This window comes from Undibacterium umbellatum (assembly GCF_014284125.1).
Taxonomy (GTDB): Bacteria; Pseudomonadota; Gammaproteobacteria; order Burkholderiales; family Burkholderiaceae_D; genus Undibacterium; species Undibacterium umbellatum.
In genome coordinates, this window is record NZ_JACOFX010000010.1 from 73,404 (window position 1) to 93,865 (window position 20,462).

General features: G+C 52.4%; 17 protein-coding genes. 5 read left to right on the top strand and 12 right to left on the bottom strand.

Features of this window, described 5'->3' with window-relative positions:
• Positions 1-94: 94 nt before the first annotated feature.
• Entirely contained in the window at positions 95-1,396 is a 1,302-nt protein-coding gene (locus tag H8L47_RS17930; protein ID WP_186954974.1) for a branched-chain amino acid ABC transporter substrate-binding protein, read from the bottom strand.
• Positions 1,397-1,509: 113 nt separating this feature from the next.
• Here H8L47_RS17930 and H8L47_RS17935 point away from each other — a divergent pair, with 113 nt between their 5' ends.
• A complete protein-coding gene (locus tag H8L47_RS17935) occupies positions 1,510-2,628 on the top strand; it encodes a DUF3108 domain-containing protein (RefSeq protein ID WP_186954975.1) in 1,119 nt (372 codons plus the stop codon).
• Positions 2,629-2,630: 2 nt separating this feature from the next.
• Positions 2,631-3,377, top strand: a complete 747-nt coding sequence (locus H8L47_RS17940) for a DUF3108 domain-containing protein (RefSeq protein WP_186954976.1) — start codon at positions 2,631-2,633, stop codon at positions 3,375-3,377.
• A gap of 6 nt (positions 3,378-3,383) precedes the next feature.
• Here the strand turns inward: H8L47_RS17940 and H8L47_RS17945 are convergent, their stop codons facing one another.
• Genes H8L47_RS17945 through queC form a run of 3 tightly spaced genes read right to left on the bottom strand, consistent with a single transcriptional unit; the run spans position 3,384 to position 6,357 of the window.
• The gene (locus H8L47_RS17945; RefSeq protein ID WP_186954977.1) at positions 3,384-4,820 is read right to left on the bottom strand and encodes a bifunctional serine/threonine-protein kinase/universal stress protein; all 1,437 of its coding nucleotides are present in this window, start codon (positions 4,818-4,820) and stop codon (positions 3,384-3,386) included.
• 12 nt (positions 4,821-4,832) lie between these two features.
• Positions 4,833-5,576: a metallophosphoesterase family protein gene (locus tag H8L47_RS17950; protein ID WP_186954978.1), complete on the bottom strand. Its 744-nt coding sequence runs from the start codon at positions 5,574-5,576 to the stop codon at positions 4,833-4,835.
• A gap of 58 nt (positions 5,577-5,634) precedes the next feature.
• The gene (queC, locus tag H8L47_RS17955; protein WP_186954979.1) at positions 5,635-6,357 is read right to left on the bottom strand and encodes a 7-cyano-7-deazaguanine synthase QueC; all 723 of its coding nucleotides are present in this window, start codon (positions 6,355-6,357) and stop codon (positions 5,635-5,637) included.
• 159 nt (positions 6,358-6,516) lie between these two features.
• Between queC and H8L47_RS17960 the strand changes: the two genes are divergently transcribed.
• Positions 6,517-7,818: a lipopolysaccharide biosynthesis protein gene (locus H8L47_RS17960; RefSeq protein WP_186954980.1), complete on the top strand. Its 1,302-nt coding sequence runs from the start codon at positions 6,517-6,519 to the stop codon at positions 7,816-7,818.
• Here the strand turns inward: H8L47_RS17960 and H8L47_RS17965 are convergent.
• The 7 genes from H8L47_RS17965 to H8L47_RS17995 all read right to left on the bottom strand — a co-directional run bounded on the left by H8L47_RS17965 (position 7,769) and on the right by H8L47_RS17995 (position 17,092).
• Positions 7,769-9,670 carry a serine aminopeptidase domain-containing protein gene (locus H8L47_RS17965; RefSeq protein WP_186954981.1) on the bottom strand — a complete coding sequence of 634 codons (1,902 nt, stop codon included), beginning with the start codon at positions 9,668-9,670 and terminating at the stop codon, positions 7,769-7,771. The genes H8L47_RS17960 and H8L47_RS17965 overlap by 50 nt on opposite strands.
• Before the next feature lie 10 nt (positions 9,671-9,680).
• A complete protein-coding gene (locus H8L47_RS17970; RefSeq protein WP_186954982.1) occupies positions 9,681-12,230 on the bottom strand; it encodes a glycoside hydrolase family 2 protein in 2,550 nt (849 codons plus the stop codon).
• 4 nt (positions 12,231-12,234) lie between these two features.
• Positions 12,235-13,230 (bottom strand): DUF1839 family protein, encoded by a 996-nt coding sequence (locus H8L47_RS17975; protein WP_186954983.1) that lies wholly within the window; start codon positions 13,228-13,230, stop codon positions 12,235-12,237.
• Positions 13,231-13,237: 7 nt separating this feature from the next.
• Entirely contained in the window at positions 13,238-14,149 is a 912-nt protein-coding gene (locus H8L47_RS17980; protein ID WP_186954984.1) for an amino acid--[acyl-carrier-protein] ligase, read from the bottom strand.
• Positions 14,150-14,160: 11 nt separating this feature from the next.
• Positions 14,161-15,333 carry an acyl-CoA dehydrogenase family protein gene (locus tag H8L47_RS17985; protein ID WP_186954985.1) on the bottom strand — a complete coding sequence of 391 codons (1,173 nt, stop codon included), beginning with the start codon at positions 15,331-15,333 and terminating at the stop codon, positions 14,161-14,163.
• Positions 15,334-15,343: 10 nt separating this feature from the next.
• On the bottom strand, positions 15,344-15,583 hold the full coding sequence (locus H8L47_RS17990; protein WP_186954986.1) for an acyl carrier protein: 240 nt from the start codon (positions 15,581-15,583) through the stop codon (positions 15,344-15,346).
• A 300-nt stretch (positions 15,584-15,883) separates the two neighbouring features.
• Positions 15,884-17,092, bottom strand: coding sequence for an ABC transporter substrate-binding protein (locus H8L47_RS17995; RefSeq protein WP_186954987.1), 1,209 nt, complete (start codon positions 17,090-17,092; stop codon positions 15,884-15,886).
• A gap of 194 nt (positions 17,093-17,286) precedes the next feature.
• Between H8L47_RS17995 and H8L47_RS18000 the strand changes: the two genes are divergently transcribed.
• Complete coding sequence (locus tag H8L47_RS18000; protein WP_329605465.1) at positions 17,287-18,120, top strand: SIR2 family NAD-dependent protein deacylase; 834 nt, start codon at positions 17,287-17,289, stop codon at positions 18,118-18,120.
• A gap of 2 nt (positions 18,121-18,122) precedes the next feature.
• On the opposite strand, the gene H8L47_RS18005 is transcribed toward H8L47_RS18000, so the two are convergent.
• Positions 18,123-19,295: an alpha-D-ribose 1-methylphosphonate 5-triphosphate diphosphatase gene (locus tag H8L47_RS18005; protein ID WP_186954988.1), complete on the bottom strand. Its 1,173-nt coding sequence runs from the start codon at positions 19,293-19,295 to the stop codon at positions 18,123-18,125.
• Positions 19,296-19,574: 279 nt separating this feature from the next.
• On the opposite strand from H8L47_RS18005, the gene H8L47_RS18010 reads away from it, so the two are divergent.
• A complete protein-coding gene (locus tag H8L47_RS18010; protein WP_230413809.1) occupies positions 19,575-20,459 on the top strand; it encodes an amino acid ABC transporter substrate-binding protein in 885 nt (294 codons plus the stop codon).
• The last annotated feature ends 3 nt before the right edge of the window (positions 20,460-20,462 follow it).

Sequence of the window (20,462 nt, forward strand, 5' to 3'; positions counted from 1 at the left end):
CTTGTCTGAAACTCCGACTACACCGTAGCGACGACAGTACTTTATAGTACGGCTGGGCGCTGCAACGTAGCTGGGGCGGTTTTGCGTAAGACTGTTATTTCAATTTAAGCATCTTGCATGAGCTGGGCAAAGCAGTCAATCGCGCATCAAAATAACGTTCGGTTTTAAAGCCATAACCACTGCCTTCGTTATCAAAGCGCACCCCGTTCTCCCCCTTCTTTTGCATGACCGAGACATACAATGGCTGTATCAATTGGTGATCTTCCGCACGCATGACGGCATCATGAAAAGCATTCTTGTAGTGTGCGCCTTCCAGTGCGCGGGCAACAGCGGCGGCTTCTGTGTTTTTGGCTTTTTCTATCGCGGCAACCAGCATTTCCACCATGGCTTGCATGCGCAAATGCACATAGTCATCCCTAGGGTCAGGATAACGCTGGCGGAATTCCTGGTAAAAGGCATCGCTATCGGCACCACCGGCATTGGGATGCCATTCAGCCACGGCACGCACCCTGCCCAAGCCAGCATCACCCAGGGCGGCAGGTGCGCCCAGGCCATTGCCATAAAAGGTATAAAACTTGGTTGTCATACCAGCGTCCCTGGAGGCTTTGACCAACAAGCTCAAGTCATTGCCCCAATTGCCCGTGATGACGGCATCAGCTCCGCTGGCCTTGATCTTGGCGGCATAGGGCGAGAAGTCCTTGATCTTGCCTATGGGATGCAAGTCCTCACCGACGATGCGGATATCGGGCCGTTTTTCTGCCAGCATGGCGCGGGCAGATTTATTCACCTGGCGGCCAAAACTATAATCTTGGCCTATCAAATAAATCTTACTCGCGCGACTATCTGTCTTGATGACTTCGGTCAGTGCATGCATGCGCATGTCGGCGTGGGCATCGAAACGGAAATGCCAGTAACTGCATTTTTCATTGGTCAGCGTGGTATCCACTGCGGAATAATTGAGAAAGAGCACCCTATGGTCGGGTACCCGCTGGTTATGCTTATTAATGGCATCCACCAATGCCAGCGCCACGGCTGAGCTATTGCCTTGCACCACAAAGGGTATCTGCTGGTCGGTCACATGTCTGAGCGCAGTCAGCGACTCTTCCACTCCCTGTTTATTATCAAAACTGCTCAGTTGCAGAGGATGCAGGCCATCCGGCAGGCGCACTCCACCGCGAGCGTTGACACGCTCTATGGCGATTTGCAAATTTCTTTGCACCGCCTCGCCAGCATTGCTGAAAGCACCACTCAAGCCATCTATCATGCCTATGCGTATTGCGCTGCCCGGTTTGACAGGATTGGTGACAGCAGGGGCGGCAATTGCAGTATTGAGTAACGATATTGCCAATAAGCACGTTATGCCTGGCCCCAGATATTTTTTTATTGTTGTTAACATCAGATTTATCCTGTGATTGCCGGCGAACAGCAAATTGCCAAAAAATGCCATTTTACTCTCAGGCAAAATAGCCAGGTCATCCAAAATGGGGCAACTGCGTTTACACTAGCAGGATGAAGACCACAACCCCTACATTTGATAACAATTTACTAAAGCGTCAGAATTTGCTGTTCCTGGTAGCAGCGGTATTGCTGCATTTGTTCGCCTTGCATGGATTTAAGCCGGATAGCGCGCCTGCCAAGGCCAGAATGCAGGAAAACTCTATCGCTGTGCAATTCCGCGATGCTCCTGACGAGGCAGAAACAAGACTGGCTGGCGTCAGCGCCAAACCCGGCCCACTGGCTGCACCACCGTCAGCTTCCACAGTAAAGAAAACTGTCGCAGCTGTGCCCACCAAGCAGATAGAACCAGAGGCAGTACCAAAGGTGGAGCCACCAAGCGAGCCTGTGGAACAAACTCCGGTGCCATCAGAGAAAGCCGAAACTGAGCTGAAAGCAGAAGACACCAGCAGCCCTGCCAGCAATGACAGTGTGAGCAGTGATGGTCCGCAAACTTATCCTGTACACTTGCCGCCAGCAGGGACGATCAAGATGCGTATTGTCAGGACAGAGCCAAATCGTCACCCTGTCTATGGTGACAGCGCAATCAACTGGAGCTATGACAATAGAAATTACAAGCTCAGCATAGAGGCATCTCTGGACTTGTTGCTGACTTCCGTCAATTTGTATCAAATCAATAGTGAAGGCGGCATCACTGCATCCGGCCTTGCACCCTCCATCAGTACAGAAAAACGACGTAGCCGAAGCGAGACAGCGACCCATTTTGATCATGAAAACAAGCTTGTCAGCTTTTCTTCTTCCAATAAAACGGCGGGAATGCAAGAGGGGACACAAGACAAGGCCAGTATCATCATGCAGTTAGCAGGCATTGCGCGCGCAGAACCTGGCAAGGTTCAAGCTGGACGGGAAATACGCCTGCAAGTTGCAGAAGAGCGTGATCTGGCCATGTTCTCGTTTGTAGTAGTAGGTTTAGAGGAGATTGACACAAAAATAGGCAAGATCATGGCTTGGCATTTAGTGCGTCCGCCTCGTCCAGGTTCCTACAATTCGAAACTAGAGGTCTGGTTGGCACCAGATCAATATTGGTATCCCGTACAAATACAGAATACTGAAAGTAACGGCGCAGTCACGACACAAACTGTCACCAGTGTTTTCAGTGTTCCTGGAAATTAAACATGCTAAAACCTATCTCCGTTTGTTTAGTAATTCTGGCTCTCTCAGCGCCCTGTAAGACAATATTTGCGCAAACCAATGAAGCAACGGCCAGGCAGGCTTTCAAGTTGCCGCCGGGCGCTGAACTGCAATACAGCATCAAAGCCAAGCAGAGCGGTTTGCCTCTGAGTGGCTCGGCTACGGTCAAATGGCAAATTGCTGATCAGAAATACAACATTATTACAGAAACCCATGCCATGCTGGTTGGTAAAATCCTCGATGCCAGCAGCCACGGGAATATCGACGAGTATGGCCTGGCTCCCGACAAATTTGTCGAGAAGCGCTTTCGCAAACCCGCTACTACCACCAGTTTTGAGCGCGACAGCAAAACCTTGCGATTTAGTGCGTCGACGGAAACCTATGTCCTGAAAGGCGGCGAACAGGACAGAACCAGCGCGACCTGGCAACTGATTGCCATCGCCCGTGCTGCAGGTGAAGCTTTCAAGACAGGCACGGAATGGAAGATGCTGGTTGCTGGACGGCGCGATGCCGATCCCTGGACTTTTAAAGTGCTGGGGCAGGAAAACATCAAGACCCCTATGGGCGAGATGCTCGCCATCCATGTCAGCAAGGCACCCCCAGCCGATTCCAAAGACCAGCAACTGGATCTATGGCTGGCGCCGGGCCTGGAATGGTATCCGGTACGCCTGAAGTTCAGCGATGCTGACGGCGACTATGTTGATCAGGTTTTGGAAAGTGTGAAAAAGTAGAACGGCTTATTTGTCGTGCGCTTTGACGACGGTCACCGTACATTCAGCCTCGGCCACGACTTGTGCCGACACACTGCCCAGATAGCGCCGCAAGGCAGAACTGCCGCGTGAACCAATGATGATGTGATCCACCCGGTTGTTGTGGGCGTAATCAATAATGGCGGCGGCCGGGTCAGGTGCTTCCAGCACATGGAAGGTGATCTTGTCAGGGTTCAGGCTCAAAGGCCTGGCCCAGTGCTTTAGATCAACCAGTTGCTTGACGTGGATGTTTTCACCTTGCTGTATCAGGCTGTCATCCATACCCAGACGACTGACCTTGCGTATGGTCAGGCAAGCCAGGCGCGCGCCTGGCTCTGTTTGCAACATCCGTCTGGTGATATTGCGCAAGCTTTCTGCCAGCACCTCTGAGCCGCCCGTCAAATCCAGTGCCACTACAATGATGGGGGCCCTGGATAATTGGTCTGATGCGCTCTGGGACAAGGCAGGCTCTGCACCAGCGGCCTGGAAACGCCGCTTTAGTACAGCCATATAGCCATCCTGCGCCTGTTTTTCAGCTCTTGCCGTCAATTGCAATTGATCGGGATGCTGCAATAAAAAGGCCAGTTGCGCCGCAGTATCAAAACGCGCTTTCGGTTCCACCTCCAGGCAACGCAAGATGATTTCTTGCAACCAGGGCGGCAAGTCACTGCGATGGCTGCGCGGTGGGATGGGGTCACGATACAGGCGTTTTTTCAAGCCTGCGACTGAAGTTGGATGACCAAAAGGCCGCTGTCCGGTAGCCAGGTGATACAGCAGCACCCCAAGAGAAAACAGGTCGCTACGTGGTTCATTACGCACACCCAGCACCTGTTCGGGTGCAATATAAGGGCCAGTGCCCATGGGAAGGCGGAATTCTTCATCCAGCAAATCCGGCAAGCGATCATGGCGCGACAAACCAAAATCTATCAGCACCGCACTACCATCGGGACGGAACATGATGTTACTGGGCTTGATGTCGAGATGAATGACATGTTGCCTGTGCAAATCCTGCAAGGCATGGGCGACTTTTATGCCGATATCCACCACGTCTGCAATTGGCAGCGGCGCCTCTTCAAAGCGGCTGCGCAAGGAAGCACCAGCGATTTGCTCCATGACAATATACGGCTGGGCATCAAAATCACCCGCACCAAAATAATGCGGCACATGCCTGCCCTTGAGCTTGGGCATGATCATTTGCTCGACTTCGAAAGCGACGATGGCAGTAGGGTCATCTGTGGAATACAACAGTGGCACTTTCATGATCAGCGCAAACTGAGCACCGCTCTCTTGTCCTGGTGGGTGCCGGTCCTGCAAGTCAGTGACACGCCACAGGGCAGCCATGCCACCGGTATGGAGTTTTTCTTCAAGGCGATAGCCATCGAATTCCATGCCACTTTGCAGCTTGTGATGTGCAGGGCCGCTCATGTTTGTCCCTGGCTAATTGCCGTGCAGAAGTCTGTGGCCGAGGACAGCTGGCAAACCGGCAGAGATGATTTTCTGACAGGCCGTTTCAGCATCATAGGGCACCCGGTAATAGGTCAGTACCTGGCTCTCGGTATCAAAGGTCGCATAGCAGGCAGCCGGATTGCCATCACGCGGCTGCCCTGCCGAGCCCGGTATGACCAGCCAGCGTCTTTGCTTGCTCAGCGGTATGCCTTCTTCGGGCGTGGGTACAAACTCACCGGTTTTGCCAGTCAGGCTGATATGGAACAGGGTGGGCATATGCACATGACCGCAAAATGTAATACTGGCCTTGGTCGCATGCATGCTGCGCGTCGCCTCCATGACGCCGTCTATATATTCCCAGTTCTCTGGTGCCCAGGCATTGGCATGGACGAACAGTATGTCTTGCCATTCTATGCGATAAGGCAATTTGGCAATGAAATCGAGTTGTCCGGCATTTAATTGCGCACGTGTCCATTCCACCACATTTCGGGCGGTCGGATTCATCCCCTGGCGCTCATTCTGTAGCAAGCCGGCATCGTGGTTACCTATCAGAGCCCAGGCTCCCTGCCTGACATATTCCATCACTTTATCAAGCACCCAGCCAGGATCTGCCCCATAACCGACAAGATCACCCAGAAATGCGTAGCGCGTCACCTTGCGCTCCTCAGCATGTGCCAGGCAAGCCTCAAGGGCTTCGCGATTGGCATGTAAATCTGTGATAACGGCGATCAGCATTGAGAGGGTTCTATCATGGTTCGTGTTGCTATTCTAGGCGCATAAGCTAACGTAAGGCTTACAAATTAACATTGCCTGCACGATATTGTTCATAACCTCTGGCGCGCAAAGTACACGCTGGGCAAGTGCCACAACCGTGCCCCCAGGGGTGCATGTCACCACGCTGACCAAGATAACAGGTGTGCGTATCTTCTCGCACCAGATCAACCAAGGCAGAGCCGCCCAATTGTTCTGCCAGTTGCCAGGTTTGTGCCTTGTTGATCCACATCAGCGGCGTTTCCAGCTTCAGGCGGGTATTCATGCCCAGGTTCAGCGCCACTTGCAGGGCCTTCATGGTGTCGTCACGACAATCGGGATAACCAGAAAAGTCAGTTTCACACATGCCGCCGACCAGCACATTCAATCCCCGGCGATAAGCCAGCGTGGCTGCCGTCATCATGAACATCAGGTTACGGCCAGGCACAAAGGTATTCGGCAAACCATTCTCTTGCATTTCTATGGCAATATCTTCTGTCATTGCCGTATGCGAGAGCTGGGAAATCAGGGACAGGTCTATCATGTGATCTTCACCCAGGCGGCTTTGCCATTCAGGTGAGAACTCGCGCATTTTTTCTATCAGCACAGGTCTGACGCTGAGTTCTATGGCATGGCGCTGACCATAATCGAAGCCTATCGTCTCCACATGGGCATAGCGTGACAATGCCCAGGCCAGGCAGGTGGCAGAATCCTGACCGCCACTGAAAAGCACCAGGGCGCGGTCGTTCGTAGTCAAATTATTCATAAATTTTTGAAAATGAAGGTAAGGCCATTGTAAAAGAATGAAATACTTTTTGTATCAACTCATCTTGATGTTATGTTTCTATAGCAAAATATGCTCGAATCAGATTTGTCCTTGCTTTGCAATCCCGCATAGTAAGTCAGGACCATCTCGTGCACGCTCATGAGTTTTTATAAAAAATTTCTTTCGTCTTCCATAGTATCGGTCATAGATCAGGGCATGCTAAGCGCCTTGAATTTTGTCATTGGCATTTTGCTCATGAACCTGGTGTCCAAGGATGACTATGGTTTGTATGGGCAATTGTACGCTGGTGGCTTGCTGGTTGGCCTGATCGTCGATTCCTGGATAGCTGGTCCGCTGACCACGGTCGCCTCTTCTGTTCAAGGTGATACCCGCAAATCGCTATTGCGTCACTACTGGTACAAACAGATCGCCTGGACCCTGGCAATAGGCTCACTGGCTTTCGTCATTGTCGAATTTGTGCCTGCGGCGACGCATTACAGCGACAAGAGCTGGTTGCTGGGGGCAGTATTTGCCACCTATCTGTTCGGCAATGGTATACGCGAATATGGCCGTACCGTAGGTTTTATCCAGTCCGACATTATCTCGGTATTGCGGCAAGACGTTTTATATGTGGGTCTGGTGTCCATCGGCCTGGTTACCCTGTATTTCAACCAGCTTTTTGACCTGGTGACAGTGTTTGTTTTGCTGGCCTTGTCTTCTTTCCTGTGCACCCTGGCCAGTCGTCAACACTTTCTGGCACATACCTCTATTGATGTCGAAGCCCATGCGGAAGAAGAAATCCGCCAGGCCATCAACGCCCATCAGGAAACCATAGCCGGTCACGGGCGCTGGGCCGTATCTGGCACTATCGTCGGCTGGTTGTCGAATTACAGCTATGTGTATCTGTCTGGTGCCTGGCTGGGTGTAGTCGCGATTGCTGATTTGAATGCTTCACGCCTGATGCTCATGCCCATCCCTCTGGCAGTAGCGGCATGGTCCAGGGTCGCCAGGCCAGAAGCCAGCCGCCTGATGGCAAAAAAAAACTGGCATGGCCTAAAACGCCTGACCCTGTATTCCATCGCTGGTATAGAACTGGGAGTGTTGGCCTATGTCTCCCTGCTCTTGTTTTCCCTGCCCTGGCTGGAAAACAATGTCATCAGCGCCAAGTACAGTGGGCTTGACCCCCTGGTCATGATGTGGGGAGCCTATTTCGCCATCAATGCGGCCCGCTGGGTAGGCACATCCTGGTTGTCCAGTGGTGGCGCTTACAAGCAAATGTTCTTCCTTGGCAGTGTGACACTCAGCATGGTGCTGCTGATTACCGCTTTCAGCATCCCGCGCATGGGAGCACCAGGTGCCATCCTGGCCCTGATCGTGGTGGAAGTGTTTGAGCTGATCGTGGTCTGGCGTTTTATTTTGCCGCGTCTGCAGAAACAGGCTCCTCTTCAAGACGCACCCTGACTGGCGCTATACTGGCAGTAGTCTGGTCAGGCAGACGATGGCTAAAACGATGCAGCAATTGCTTGCCGATGAAATCAACCAAGGCCAACTGTGACCAGCGTGGCGTAAAGGTATGATCTGCTCCATTAAAAAATTTGAGGCAGATGCGTTCGCTCTTGCCCAATAATTTGGCATGCCTGCCGAATTGCTCGGTCATGACATCGACTGCCGTATCACTGGCTTCATAGATCAGTACCAGCTCGGTGCCGCGTGCTTCCAGGTCCTGGAAATTGCGTACGACATGACCTAGGAAAAGATTATTGTGCATCAAATAGGTGCTCAGCAATTGCCAGTGGGTACGCAGGCGTTTGCCCACGCGTCGCAGTAAATTGCCGCCTATCTGACGAAAATCCACTTGGCCCTTGATAACCCGTTTCCATGTGTCGCCTTTGGCTAGCGCCTGCACATAAAAATGGGTAGATTTAATGGTGGCTTTCTTGCGAGCCTCGATGGTGTCGCCTTCACGCCAGCGATAGGTCAACTGGTTTATCAGGACCAGGCCAGTGACGCGCTCATCCCTGAGCGCACTTAAGTAAGCCATGTAGGCACCTGAGCACAAACCCGTCATGACAAAAGAGGGGCTGTGGTATTTACCTTGCATGAAATACATGGCGCTGCTCAGGTCATCCACCCCTGAGTCTGCATGGACATCGTTTTCTTTCTCATCCGGTGTTGCCCTGCTATACCCTATCCCCGATTTGTCAAAACGCAAAACATAGAAACCCTGACTTGCCAGGTTGCGTGCCAGTGTGACATACAAACGGTGATTACCTACCCGGTGATTGGCGCCGATATTGCACAGAATCACACAAGGCAAGGCGCGCGCATCTGCACTTGAAGGATGGCTGACTATGCCGTTCATGCCTTCAAATTCGACCAGTTCTTCCACTACCACAGCATTGCCAAGATGGATGCTGGCACTGTGCCTGTTCACTGGCAGCACGCGACTACCAGTTTCGTGCAAAGGAAAATATCTCCCCAGCCAGCCTGACATCGCTTGCCAGATTGCAGCAGGCACGACAGTATCATGCGCATCTTCGCGCATCATTGCAGAATAGCCAGGCAATGCCGACAGATGCAGGGCATGGTCGTGATGGTGCCAGGCTTGTACCAGCTTGTCATCCTGACCTGTAATATCGTCGCGCTGCTGTAAAAAAACGGGCATGGCTGGCGCAGGCAGCTTGCTCAAATCCAGCTTGCCCAGGCTGCTGCGGGTTGCTGCGGTGAATTCATAGCCCGTTAGCTCATCATCTGTTGTGACATGATTGGGGTCTATGGTCTGGTCAGGGTCAACTTCTGCCTTCAATGAACTCATGCTACGCAGTACCAGCATTTCACGGGCATAAGCACGTCCGGAAATAACCGGAGCCATCAGCATGAGAGCCTTGGCATCAATCTCTGCCGCTACTGTCCCTGCCAACAACGCACCCAGACGCAAACCAAACAGGGCGATATGCTCCACCCCTGCCATCTGGCGCAATTGCCTGGCGGCCTGGCGTATATTTTCCTGCCACAATGCGACCCTGTCACCACCATCAACATCCACGGCATCGCCACTATTGTTATAGTCAAAAAAGCAGACATCGAAACCGGCTTTTGCCAGATGAATGGCCAGATGCTTATACGACAGATAGGACACCATGTATTCATGGCCAAACGGAGGGCAAAGCACCACGCCACACTGGCGACTGCCACCAGCATCACGTACCCTGGCAGGGTGATACCAGCCCAGCATGGGCGCAGCCGCATCGCCAAACCAGAAGGCTTGCGGTGTAAATAAAATGTCTTTGCTTGGATACTGTTGTGTTGCCAAATCTGCCCCGCTAAGTCACCGTCTTATTTGCAATATCATTTGCAATACTATTTGCCGTACTATTCACGATCGCCACCCGGACACTCGCCAATCCATTTTGCGCTTGCACATGGCCTGGTTTGATGGCCGTGCCAGGCAAGACAGTCAATGGGACTTGCCTGCTGCTGCCGGGTGCCATGTGGAAGTAATTATCCTCGGGCAGCAAGCCCGGAATTTGTATGGACACGGCCTGCGCCAGTTTTTGCGTGCTTAGGTGCAGGATGTGCTTTCCATCTGCATCCACGCTGCAATGTGCCTGCAAACCCAGATCCGCATGCATGACCAGCTGATGGCCTTGCGGGAAATGGAAGTCCGCGGCAATTGCCCGCTCATGTCCTTGTTGATATAAGGCTGCCTCCACTACATCATGTCCTGCGGGACCAAATCTGTAGGCATAACTGGTATCGATAAAATGCGGCAAGAGGGCATAATCCTGTACTTTGATAGCGGCATGTGCCGCCACCTGCACGGCAATACGGCCATGGGCGACGCGGGTTTCAGCATGGCGATAAAGATTCAGTTCCAGCTCCCCCTTGAATTCTTCAGGGCCGTCATTGATGACATGCAGGGCCAGACCATTCAAGCCTTCATCCGTAATCAGAACCGTCAGCACTGCCATGGCACGCTTCAGATAATAATAGGCAGCCTTGGGCTTGCCATTGGCATCGATAATACCCCAGCCTGCACCTGGCCTTAAATCACGCCAGAACCAGATCAGGGCACCATGGCAGCTTGATCCGGCGCGACGCCATTCAGCCATGGTGCTGGCCATCACTTCGCCAGTCGTGGTGCGTGCCAGAGAGAGGTAGCGTTCACGATATGCATAACGCAGGCTGGCAGGGTTTACCTTGTACAGCTCCGCCATATAATGATCGCGCACATCTTCAAAATCCCATCCTGTGCCATTGTCACGCGGTATGCCCTGCTTCCAGGCTGGATGCGGGCCTGGCGTTTCGCCGTTCTTCAGCATACTGTCAATTAGATCATCGTCAGGCATATTCGAGAAACCCAGGCATTCCGAAGTAAAACGCAGTGCGCTACGGCGTGCATCATCGAGTGGCCGCAAATAAGCACCGACGCCAAAATAATGGGCAACGCCACTGTCCAGCTGGAAAGGCATGACACCGCCGCTAGGGCTGGATGGCCAGTACTGCACATCAGGACGATATTGCTGACATAACTCTGGCAGCGCCTGCGCAAAAAATATATTGCGCCAGAGTTCGGCTGGCTGACCCAGCATGGCTGCCTGTTGTTCCACTTCGCTGTTGCCGCAGACGACGGCGATGCAGGGTGAGATCTGAGTACGCTGCAAGAATTGCTGCACTTCTATCTTGATGCTGGCTGCAAATGCGGCATCGGTCACCGGGTAATCCATATTGGCAAACATGCAGTCTTGCCAGATCAGGATACCGAGTTCATCACACAGACCATAAAACCCATCCGTCTCGTACACCATGGTGCCAACGACGCGCAGCATATTCATGCCGGCATCGCGTGCCAGCGTCAGCATCTGGTGTAAATCATTTCCCTCATTTTGCAGGGAAATCACATCGACCGGCGTCCAGCAAGCACCACGGCAAAACACGGGAACATCATTCACGTGCAGATTGAAATCACCGTCGCGCTGATCGACTTTTATCTGCCGGAAACCGGTACGACCCAGGTCCACAATGTGATCACAATCAGCGCATGCAATATACAATTCCAGCGTATACAGTGCAGCATCGCCATGTGTATGTGGCCACCATTTTTTGACATCAGGAAGGTGACACAGACCTAGGATACGATATTGCTGGTCACCCAGGCTTTGCCAGTTCAAGTCAAATTCTTGTTCACCAACTTTTATAGTGATGGCAGTCAATGCCTGCACACTTTGCACCGTCAATTCGATTTCCAGTCGTCCAGCTGCGCAATCAAGTCTGCTTGTGATGTCCTTGCTAATAATGCGGACTGGGCTTTTCAATTCCAGCATGATGGGGCGGTACGGCCCTACCGGCGCTACCGATGGTGACCAACCCGGCATGCGGCCCAGCAGGCTGGTACGTATCCAGCGCAACTGCTGTTGCTCTACCAGTCGGGTTTTCCAGCGCGGGCGGGGTCGGCGTTGTTCCAGCAGGGTATGCAATGCCAGGAAACGCAGGCTCAAGCGACCTTTGCCATTAATTGCCTGTGCAGTCAGATCAATACTGTGGGCGACAAACATGTTGTCGCTATGCAGAATGGCACGATCATTCCAGTAGACTTCGACATGAGTGGCAAGTCCATCAAAGTGCAGGTAAGCAGCATTTTCTGGCAAATCCAGCTCGCAAAAATACCATACATCTAGCGCATCGAGATTGTCTTTGCCATATTCGAATTGAGCGGCGGCGCGAAGCGCGCCGGCGATGGTGCCTGGCACTTGCGCCGTAAATATTGCAGACTTTGCCTCATGCAATGTCGATGGTAAGGTATAACTGCCACCATGCACTTGCATGACTTGCCAGTCGGCAGAGAGTGGAATAAGCTGATTTTTTATATCCACAAAATCACTCACTGACCGGGCTAGCTAAGCTGACATCAAGCGCATCCATGCCCTGTTGCCAATGCAGGGAAATCTGTTCCAGCAAAGGAGCCAGGTCCACCGCTTTTTTTCCCATGACGGCTCTGGCGGTTTTCAGCAGCAAGGTCTTGGTAACCTCAGAGATGCTCTCAAATTCTATCGCCGCCACTTCAAACTGCACGGGCTGGTGTTGTTGCAACCAGCGCAGATAATGCGCACCCAGGCTGAAGCCTGCACCGAGTTGACGCAGGCTGGCAAAGGCATAGGCATGAAAGGCCGACATACCCTCCTCCTTCAATTGCTCTACATCGCGGATGAAGACTGGCAGAAACAGGCTGACAGGATTATTGCGCGGACGTCTGGCCAGGTATTTTCTCAAGAGTGGCAAAGAGATCACTGCAAGTTCTGCATCTGTTTTATGTTGCACATGATCGAGGCGTACGAACTCGGCAAACAGCGGCATGAATGCAGGGTCATGAGGTTTGCCTACCCTGAAAGTTTCGACAAAATCTTCACCCTGTAACTCATGGTAGCTGCTATTGTGAAAATAGCCGAGCTTCTGCCGCTCCAGGTCGATTTCCTGTAAGGCTATGGTGGTCTTGACGTGATTCGCGCGGTAGTCTGTACCTTCGGTATCGGGCAAGTAAAATGAATCTGCCTCTGTCAGCACCAGGCGGCCCCGACCAAGCTGTATGCTGGCATTGCTGAGCAAGCCGCGCCAGACATTGAGCTCTTGCACATCGATGCCATACAGGGCAAACAAGTCTTCATGCGGCGGCTTGTAAAACGTCCACTGGTCGCCATCAAAATCATTGGCAAACACCATGGGCAGGCAAGCCAGCGGATTCAGTCCTTGCGCATGCAAGACTTCTATCCAGACATCGATATAGCAATTGGTCTCTGCCCAGGAGCGGTCAGCACCATGCAAGGCATGTGGCTGATAGGTACTGGCAATGATCGGCTTTAAAGCGTGCAGGCTCATGACCACATCATGACCATAATAAGTCGCGGGTAGCCTGAGGCCAGTTCTCTGGCTGCATGCCATGGGTCTTGAACAATGCCATGACGATACGTTCCAGGCCAAAGCCCAGGCAGGCGGTATGGGCCAGCTCACCATTTTGCTGATAAATCTCAAACAGTTTGCCGAAATGATCCTGGTGATAATTGAAGGAACAAACCGCCGTCGGTTTGGCTTCGGAAATCACAGGCACAAGCACTTCAAACTTCAATTGCTGTTCACGCTGGTTGGCGGCCAGCATGCGGCCACCACGACCAAAGAAAGGATCAGAAGCGACATCTGAATGTGCAGGCAAACCCAGGGACTTCAAAATATCCAGACCACGTTGCAGCCAGATATCTCGCCATGCCACCACCATGTCGGGTGTGCCAACACGAACGAATTCACGCACACGGAATGACTGCATGCGAGTCGGCTCTGGCGAAGGCTCATTCCTGAACACCCAGTTTTGCATGTCTACCAGACGTCCCTCGGGAGGAACAGTACCACTGAAACTGGGGTAAACCGGATAGCAGGCCGCTGGCGTCAAACACACTGCCGTCATGGTTTGAAGATGCGTCCAGGGGCGGCCTTCATGGACGTTTTCTATTAGTTCTTTATGCTGGGCTTCATTGCCGGTAAAACTGAAAATAGTTCCCGCCAGTTGCGGGAAGGAGTCGAGGTATTCACTGCGCTCCAGCACCTTGCGGTCAAGGCAGGGCGGGAAAGACATTTTGACCGCACCGTCATTGGCAGCCACGCGGCTGACATAATCGTCGAAGCGACGCAGCACATCTTCAAATACTGGGCCACGGCCAAAAATACCTTGCACGCCAACGGGGATGATATGACCAGCAGCGATCAGGTCATCGGTCAGGCCTTCGGGGGAAAAATCGATAGACATGTCAGCCTTTCCTAATCGTCTTTGAGTACCAGCAGCAAATTCGCATTGGTGGCCAGAATGCGGTCGTTGCCCACCATGATGGCCGCCGAATGTGCATCACGCAGATGGCGGCTCATGCTGAACTTGCTATCGTTTTTATAACCCAGTATGCCGCAAATGGATAAGGCCTTGGTGACGATTTGCGGTAGCGCCTGGGTCGCATCTATCTTCAGGTTATTCATCTTCAGCGAATAGCCCATGGAAGTCAGGATACCGACTGCCGCATCATCGGCTACTGACAGGGCTTCATATTCAGTCAGGCAGGCTTGTACGGACGTACGCAGGCTTTGCATCATGCTGACCAGCTCCGCCAGGCGCAGGGCTGTTGGCGGCACGGTGCCGGGATTGGCGCGCGCCTGGCCACGGACAAAGGCCCTGGCCTTGTTCACAGCTGCAGCGGCGCAACCCATCCAGCATCCACCCCAGAGCAGATGTGATACCGGCACCACGGTTTGCGCCGACATATCACCAAACGGCACATCGATAATCTGTGCCACATCGCCAGTAGCTGTCATGAGGAAGGGCGGGCTGCATGTGCCACGCATACCCATGGTATCCCAGCCGCCTTTTTGCTCCAGCGTGTAGTCAGCCTTGCGCACCAGCACCAGGGACTGATCACTATTGGCTGCATCGGGATTACGTCTGGCAGTGACCAACAGATCATCTGCCTGAGCACCGTAAGAAATCGTGGTGGCGTCCTTGACCAGTTTGAAGTGTTGCCCATCCATTTTGACTGCACAGCTACTGCGACGCATTTCACCACCGACACCGACCTCGGAAGTCACAGAAGCGATCAAGTATTGATGGGCGACCAGCTCGCGCAAATAATTCTGGTACCAGAGATTATCCATGGCATGCCGGACTATGCTGATGACCTGTATCTGGTGCATGGCATAGATCATCGCCGTGGCTGCGCATTCACGCGCCAGGATTTCCACGACTTGCACCAGCTCAGTCAAACTGAGGCCCGCACCACCCATTGCCACCGGCACGTAGGCACTTAAGAGTTTCTCCCGCTTGAGAGCCGAGACGGCTTCAAGAGGGAAGCGCGCCTCCTGATCAACTGCGTTCGCGTGCGGCGCGGCAAATTCCCTGGCGACCAGCCTGGCCGCCAATATCATGGGTGAAGAGGCTGAGGTATCCATGGCGTCCATATCATGCCGTCAATTCTTCTATCGCTGCATGAATGGCATCGATGCTTTCAAACACACTGCGTTTCAGCATGCGGTCAGGAAATTCCAGATCAAAAGCATCTTCCAGGGCCAGCATAACATTCACACTGGCATGCGATGTCATGCCCGCTTCATACAGGTCGGCATCATCAGCCAGGCTATCGATATTGGCAGAAAATTTGCCATGATCCTTCAATACCTGGCGTATCTGTTGTTTGCTCATATTGACCTTTCTTATGGTTTTTCTGGATGGACAAATTCTTGTTTCGGGATGACGCTGCCGCATTAAAAAATACTTGCGCGCAGTTGCAGAAAAACTGTCCATGCAAGTGGACAGCGTCATGCTTTAAGATTAATAGCATAGCCGAATGGCTATGCTACCGAAGTTAAATTTAGTTACGTTTTGATTGCCACGAAGCAATTAAATACGCGATGAAAATTGCGATGGACATGCTGCTCACCAACTGAAGTTTTCAGTCAGTGAGCAGATAAAATTGGAAGGAGGGAGACTTGCGGAAAAGAATTATTTGGTGCGTACGATCAAGCCACTATTGGCATCTTCCTTATAGGCATAGGCAACCTTGCCGCGCCGGATTTCCCCTATGAAAAGCATGTTTCTGGCGATAGCTTCATGGTCGTTTTTGGAGAAGGGTTTTTTGTACCGCGAGATCACGGTAGAGGTAGCATCATACTTCATGTCTTCCAATGCCAGTTTGATCTTGTCACCGTCAGTCGAATTCGCCTGCATCAATGCCAACGTCAGGATTCTGAGGGCATCATAGGTTTGCGCTGCAGCCACTGCCGAAGGTATGGATTTAACATTATTTATGCGAAAGTAGTTAAGCACAAATTCATTACTGCGGTTGCTGGCATCATTTTCTATAAAGGTCACAGGCATGCGTGCGCCTTCTGCATTGCCGCCTGCCAGCTCGGTAAAACTACGCTGTGACAAAGTCCAGGAACCTGCCAGAGGCACGTTCAATTTGATCTTGCTCATGCTGTTGGCAACCATGGCGCCCTCCGTACTCAGGCAATACACTACGACCACTTGCGCCCCAGCCTGCTTGGCCTTGCTCAGTTGCGCAGTCATATCCTGGTCACCGACCTTGAAGCTTTCCAGTGCCACAGGCGTGATTTTGCGGTGCTGCAATTCAGTCATCAGGTTTTCCTTGCCGTACATGCCGTAAGGACTATCGTCATGCAAAATGGCAATCTGGGTGAGCTTGCGTTTGTCGATGACATCACTCAGGATGACTGAGGGTTGCAGATTATCGCTGGCAGCCAGGCGAAACACATAACTGTCCGGCACGGCTGGTGGCATATATTGCTTGGTGATTGCCGCCCCGGTGGCAGCACTGATGATCAGTGGCTTTTTACTATCCTGGAATACTTTGGCAGCTTGCAAAGCCACACCCGTATTGGCGAAACCAATCACGGCCACGACTTTTTCCTTGTCCACCAGCTCTTTTGCCATGGCCACGCCCAACTCAGGCTTGGCCTGATCATCGCGTTCGACCAATTCTATGCGCCGCCCCATGACGCCGCCGATCTGGTTGATATCCTGCAGGAACACCTTGGCTCCACCACGTATGCTCTCCCCCATGTCCGAGGAAGATTTGCCAGTAAAAGGTCCGATGATGCCTATGCGTATCGTGCCCTCCTCAGCATAAGATGAGAGTGGCAGGCTCAGGCTCAGCAGGAGTCCGGCAAAAAGTCGCGGAAAAGCTCGCATGTATTTGTCTCCAAAATAATATTGTTAGTAAGCAATAGTTTGCACTAGCTTAAGCTGCTGATATGCGAATTTCACGCTTACTTACACTTTCGTTACACTTTTATTACAATTTTCCAGGCAGGCTTGCCTGAATACAAGAGAAATGGCACAGTGATGCTGGTGAATACCTGCTCCCTTCTATAAGGACATTCTTCGTGTTCCCTACTCATCTCATCCATCACGCAGCAGAATTGATAGACCAGGCAGACAGCCTGGTGATAGCGGCTGGTGCGGGCATGGGTGTAGATTCGGGTTTGCCTGATTTTCGCGGCAGTGAAGGTTTCTGGAAAGCCTATCCTGCCCTGTGCCAGCAAGCCATACCCTTTTATGAAATCGCCAACCCGGCGGCTTTTCGCCGCCACCCGCAACTCGCCTGGGGCTTCTATGGCCATAGACTGCGGCTGTACCGCAATACCCTGCCACATGCCGGTTTTGACATACTCAGACGTTGGGGAGCTGCCAAGACCCATGGCCTGAATGTCTACACCAGCAATGTTGACGGGCATTTCCAGCAAGCGGGAATGCAGGACACGCACATCCATGAATGCCATGGTTCCATTCATTATCTTCAATGCCTGTTACCTTGCCGTGACAGCATCTGGCAGGCAGACCCATTTATTCCTGAAGTTGACGAAATGCAGTGCCAGCTCTTGAATGCTGCCCCCACTTGCCCGCATTGTGGCGGCATGGCCAGGCCAAATATTCTTATGTTTGGAGATGCCGACTGGCTGGAGCAAAGGGCACAGCAACAGGCCGCCCGCCAGGCCAACTGGTTAAGCCGGGCGAGCCGACCTTTGGTGATAGAACTGGGGGCGGGCACAGCCATCCCGAGTGTGCGCAATTTCAGCCATCGTGTGATGCTGGAATATGGCGGTCGCCTGCTGCGTATAAACTTACGCGAATCCCAGGTTCCCTTTGCTCAGGATGTAGGACTGGCCATGGGCGCGCTGGAGGCTCTCACGGCCATCCAGGCTGTATTGGATCATTAAGTTCAAGCGACTTGTATGCCGTCGCGCCAGGCTGCAATGACAACGGGCAGTGTGCCAAGCATACGTACACGGATAAAGTCGGCCTTCAAGCCGACGGCGATTTCACCTCTGTCATGCAGCCCCACTGCCCTTGCCGGTGCCTGGCTGACGGTTGCGATCGCCTTGGGCAAGTCATAGCCATCTTCCTGCAACATGAAAGCTGCCTGCAACAAGCTGGAGGGCACGTAGTCAGAAGATAGTATATCCAGCAAATCATGTCTGGCCAATTCACTGGCTGAGACATTGCCCGAATGCGAGCCACCGCGCACACGGTTGGGTGCCCCCATGACGATGGACAGCCCCTGTTGCCTGGCCGTTTGTGCTGCCAGCAAGCTGGTAGGAAATTCTGACATGCTGACACCACCGGCCACGCCTTCGTGTACATGCTCGGCAGTAGTATCGTCATGCGAAGCCAGCGGGATGGGTTGGCTATGTTGCTGGCACGCCTGTATCACCAATTGACGATTCTCCGCCACATGGCGCTGCTGGCGCTCCAGCAAAATACCCAGCATCTTGTCGACCTTTTGCTCACTCCAGCCGCGCTTGCCTGTCACATAGACACGGTAATGCGATAAATCTGTCCACTGACGCTGGCCAGGTGTATGGTCCATCAGCGAAACCAGCTTCAGTCTTTCATCTTGCAGGAAGGGTGAAAACATTTGCAACAAATCCGGCTCAGCCAGTTCCAGGCGCATGTGCAGGAAGTGTTCGGCACGCAACAAGCCTGCCTCTGAGGCAATACGCAAGCCATCTGCGCAGGGCTGCAGGGTTTGCATACGCACACTGTCCGGGTCTATATCACCAACTGAGACGGCATCGAGCACGGTAGTGATACCCGCCGCTGCAATCTGTGCATCATGCGCCAGTATGGCAGGCATGACAGGCCAGTTTACCTTGGGGCGCGGCATCAGGTGTTTTTCCAGATTATCGGTATGCACTTCAACCAGACCCGGCAAGAGATAATCACCATGCCAATCGTCTCCGGCCAGCCCGGCTACGCCGCTGGCTAATTCAGTGACTTTGCCCTGCCTAACTACCATGGAGCCAGAAATAACACTGTCGGCGCTGACGATGTTGGCGTTGCGAATTGTTAACAATGACGGGGACAGTGGGCTGGCGCTTGAAGAAAAATTCATGACGATGAAAAAACTGTAGGAATGTCGTCACCTTAGCATGATTTGCCAATGAGTTAGCGAGTAAGGAGAGACTGTCTTGATGACCAGCAAAGATGGCAAAAAAACAGTTTATTAACTTAGATGTTGCGATCAAGCAATATGATTTTAACTTTTTTACTAAATCTTGTTTTGTTGCGAAGCTTGAATTTCATACTTTGTCTTGTACCATGACTGTTAGAGTCGTTTAGCAATAGGCGTAAGCTCACAAGGTTTATCACATAATTACAGGTGGAAAATATGATGCGAAAAGCAATTAGTGGCATGACTGCCGTGATGTGTCTGGCCCTGCCTTTACTGGCAGAAGCAGGCGATACCATAGGCAAGATACGCAAGACTCAGACCCTGGTGATAGGCATACGTGAAACCGCCCCTTTTTCCTATACGGATGAAAACAAGCAGCCCCTGGGTTATTCGGTGGACTTGTGCCTGAAAGTGGCCGAGGCCATCAAAAAAGAATTGAAAATGCCGGCCATGAAAATACAGTTCTTCCCCGTCGATTCGGCAACGCGCTTTAGTGCCCTGCTGGAGGACAAGATAGATCTGGAATGCGGTAGCACCACCAATAATGCAGAAAGACGCAAGAAAGTAGCGTTCACCATCCCGCATTTCTTTTCCAGCGTACGCGCACTGGTCAAAGCGGACAGCGGCATCAAAAACTGGCCACAACTACGCAACCGCACCGTTGTGACTACCAAGAGCACTACCACCGTCAAATTATTGAATGACAGGAATGACACCAGCTCACTCAACATTAAACTGGTGGAAGGCAATAGCGACCAGGATTCTTTCAAGATGGTCGAAGATGGCAGGGCGGATGCCTTCCCTATGGATGACGTATTGCTGTACAGCCTGAGGGCAGAGTCCAAAGCACCGGCATCCTTCGCCATAGTCGGCGATCCATTGTCGATTGAGCCTTACTCCATCATGCTGCGCAAGGATGACCCTGCCTTCAAGAAAATCGTCGACAACGAGATGCTCAGACTCATCCATGACAATGAAATTTACCGCATTTACGAAAAGTGGTTTACTAAACCGATACCACCCAAGAACGTCAACATGAATATGTCCATGGGCTTCTTGCTCAGGGACTCCTTGCGCTTCCCTACTGATCAGGTTGCCGATTAATCC

What these genes read in the sequence shown, in the direction of transcription:
- H8L47_RS17930 (WP_186954974.1), bottom strand. Translation starts at nt 1,396, where the DNA reads ATGTTAACAACAATAAAAAAATATCTGGGGCCAGGCATAACGTGCTTA.
- H8L47_RS17935 (WP_186954975.1), top strand. Translation starts at nt 1,510, where the DNA reads ATGAAGACCACAACCCCTACATTTGATAACAATTTACTAAAGCGTCAG.
- H8L47_RS17940 (WP_186954976.1), top strand. Translation starts at nt 2,631, where the DNA reads ATGCTAAAACCTATCTCCGTTTGTTTAGTAATTCTGGCTCTCTCAGCG.
- H8L47_RS17945 (WP_186954977.1), bottom strand. Translation starts at nt 4,820, where the DNA reads ATGAGCGGCCCTGCACATCACAAGCTGCAAAGTGGCATGGAATTCGAT.
- H8L47_RS17950 (WP_186954978.1), bottom strand. Translation starts at nt 5,576, where the DNA reads ATGCTGATCGCCGTTATCACAGATTTACATGCCAATCGCGAAGCCCTT.
- queC (WP_186954979.1), bottom strand. Translation starts at nt 6,357, where the DNA reads ATGAATAATTTGACTACGAACGACCGCGCCCTGGTGCTTTTCAGTGGC.
- H8L47_RS17960 (WP_186954980.1), top strand. Translation starts at nt 6,517, where the DNA reads ATGAGTTTTTATAAAAAATTTCTTTCGTCTTCCATAGTATCGGTCATA.
- H8L47_RS17975 (WP_186954983.1), bottom strand. Translation starts at nt 13,230, where the DNA reads ATGAGCCTGCACGCTTTAAAGCCGATCATTGCCAGTACCTATCAGCCA.
- H8L47_RS17980 (WP_186954984.1), bottom strand. Translation starts at nt 14,149, where the DNA reads ATGTCTATCGATTTTTCCCCCGAAGGCCTGACCGATGACCTGATCGCT.
- H8L47_RS17985 (WP_186954985.1), bottom strand. Translation starts at nt 15,333, where the DNA reads ATGGATACCTCAGCCTCTTCACCCATGATATTGGCGGCCAGGCTGGTC.
- H8L47_RS17990 (WP_186954986.1), bottom strand. Translation starts at nt 15,583, where the DNA reads ATGAGCAAACAACAGATACGCCAGGTATTGAAGGATCATGGCAAATTT.
- H8L47_RS17995 (WP_186954987.1), bottom strand. Translation starts at nt 17,092, where the DNA reads ATGCGAGCTTTTCCGCGACTTTTTGCCGGACTCCTGCTGAGCCTGAGC.
- H8L47_RS18005 (WP_186954988.1), bottom strand. Translation starts at nt 19,295, where the DNA reads ATGAATTTTTCTTCAAGCGCCAGCCCACTGTCCCCGTCATTGTTAACA.
- H8L47_RS18010 (WP_230413809.1), top strand. Translation starts at nt 19,575, where the DNA reads ATGCGAAAAGCAATTAGTGGCATGACTGCCGTGATGTGTCTGGCCCTG.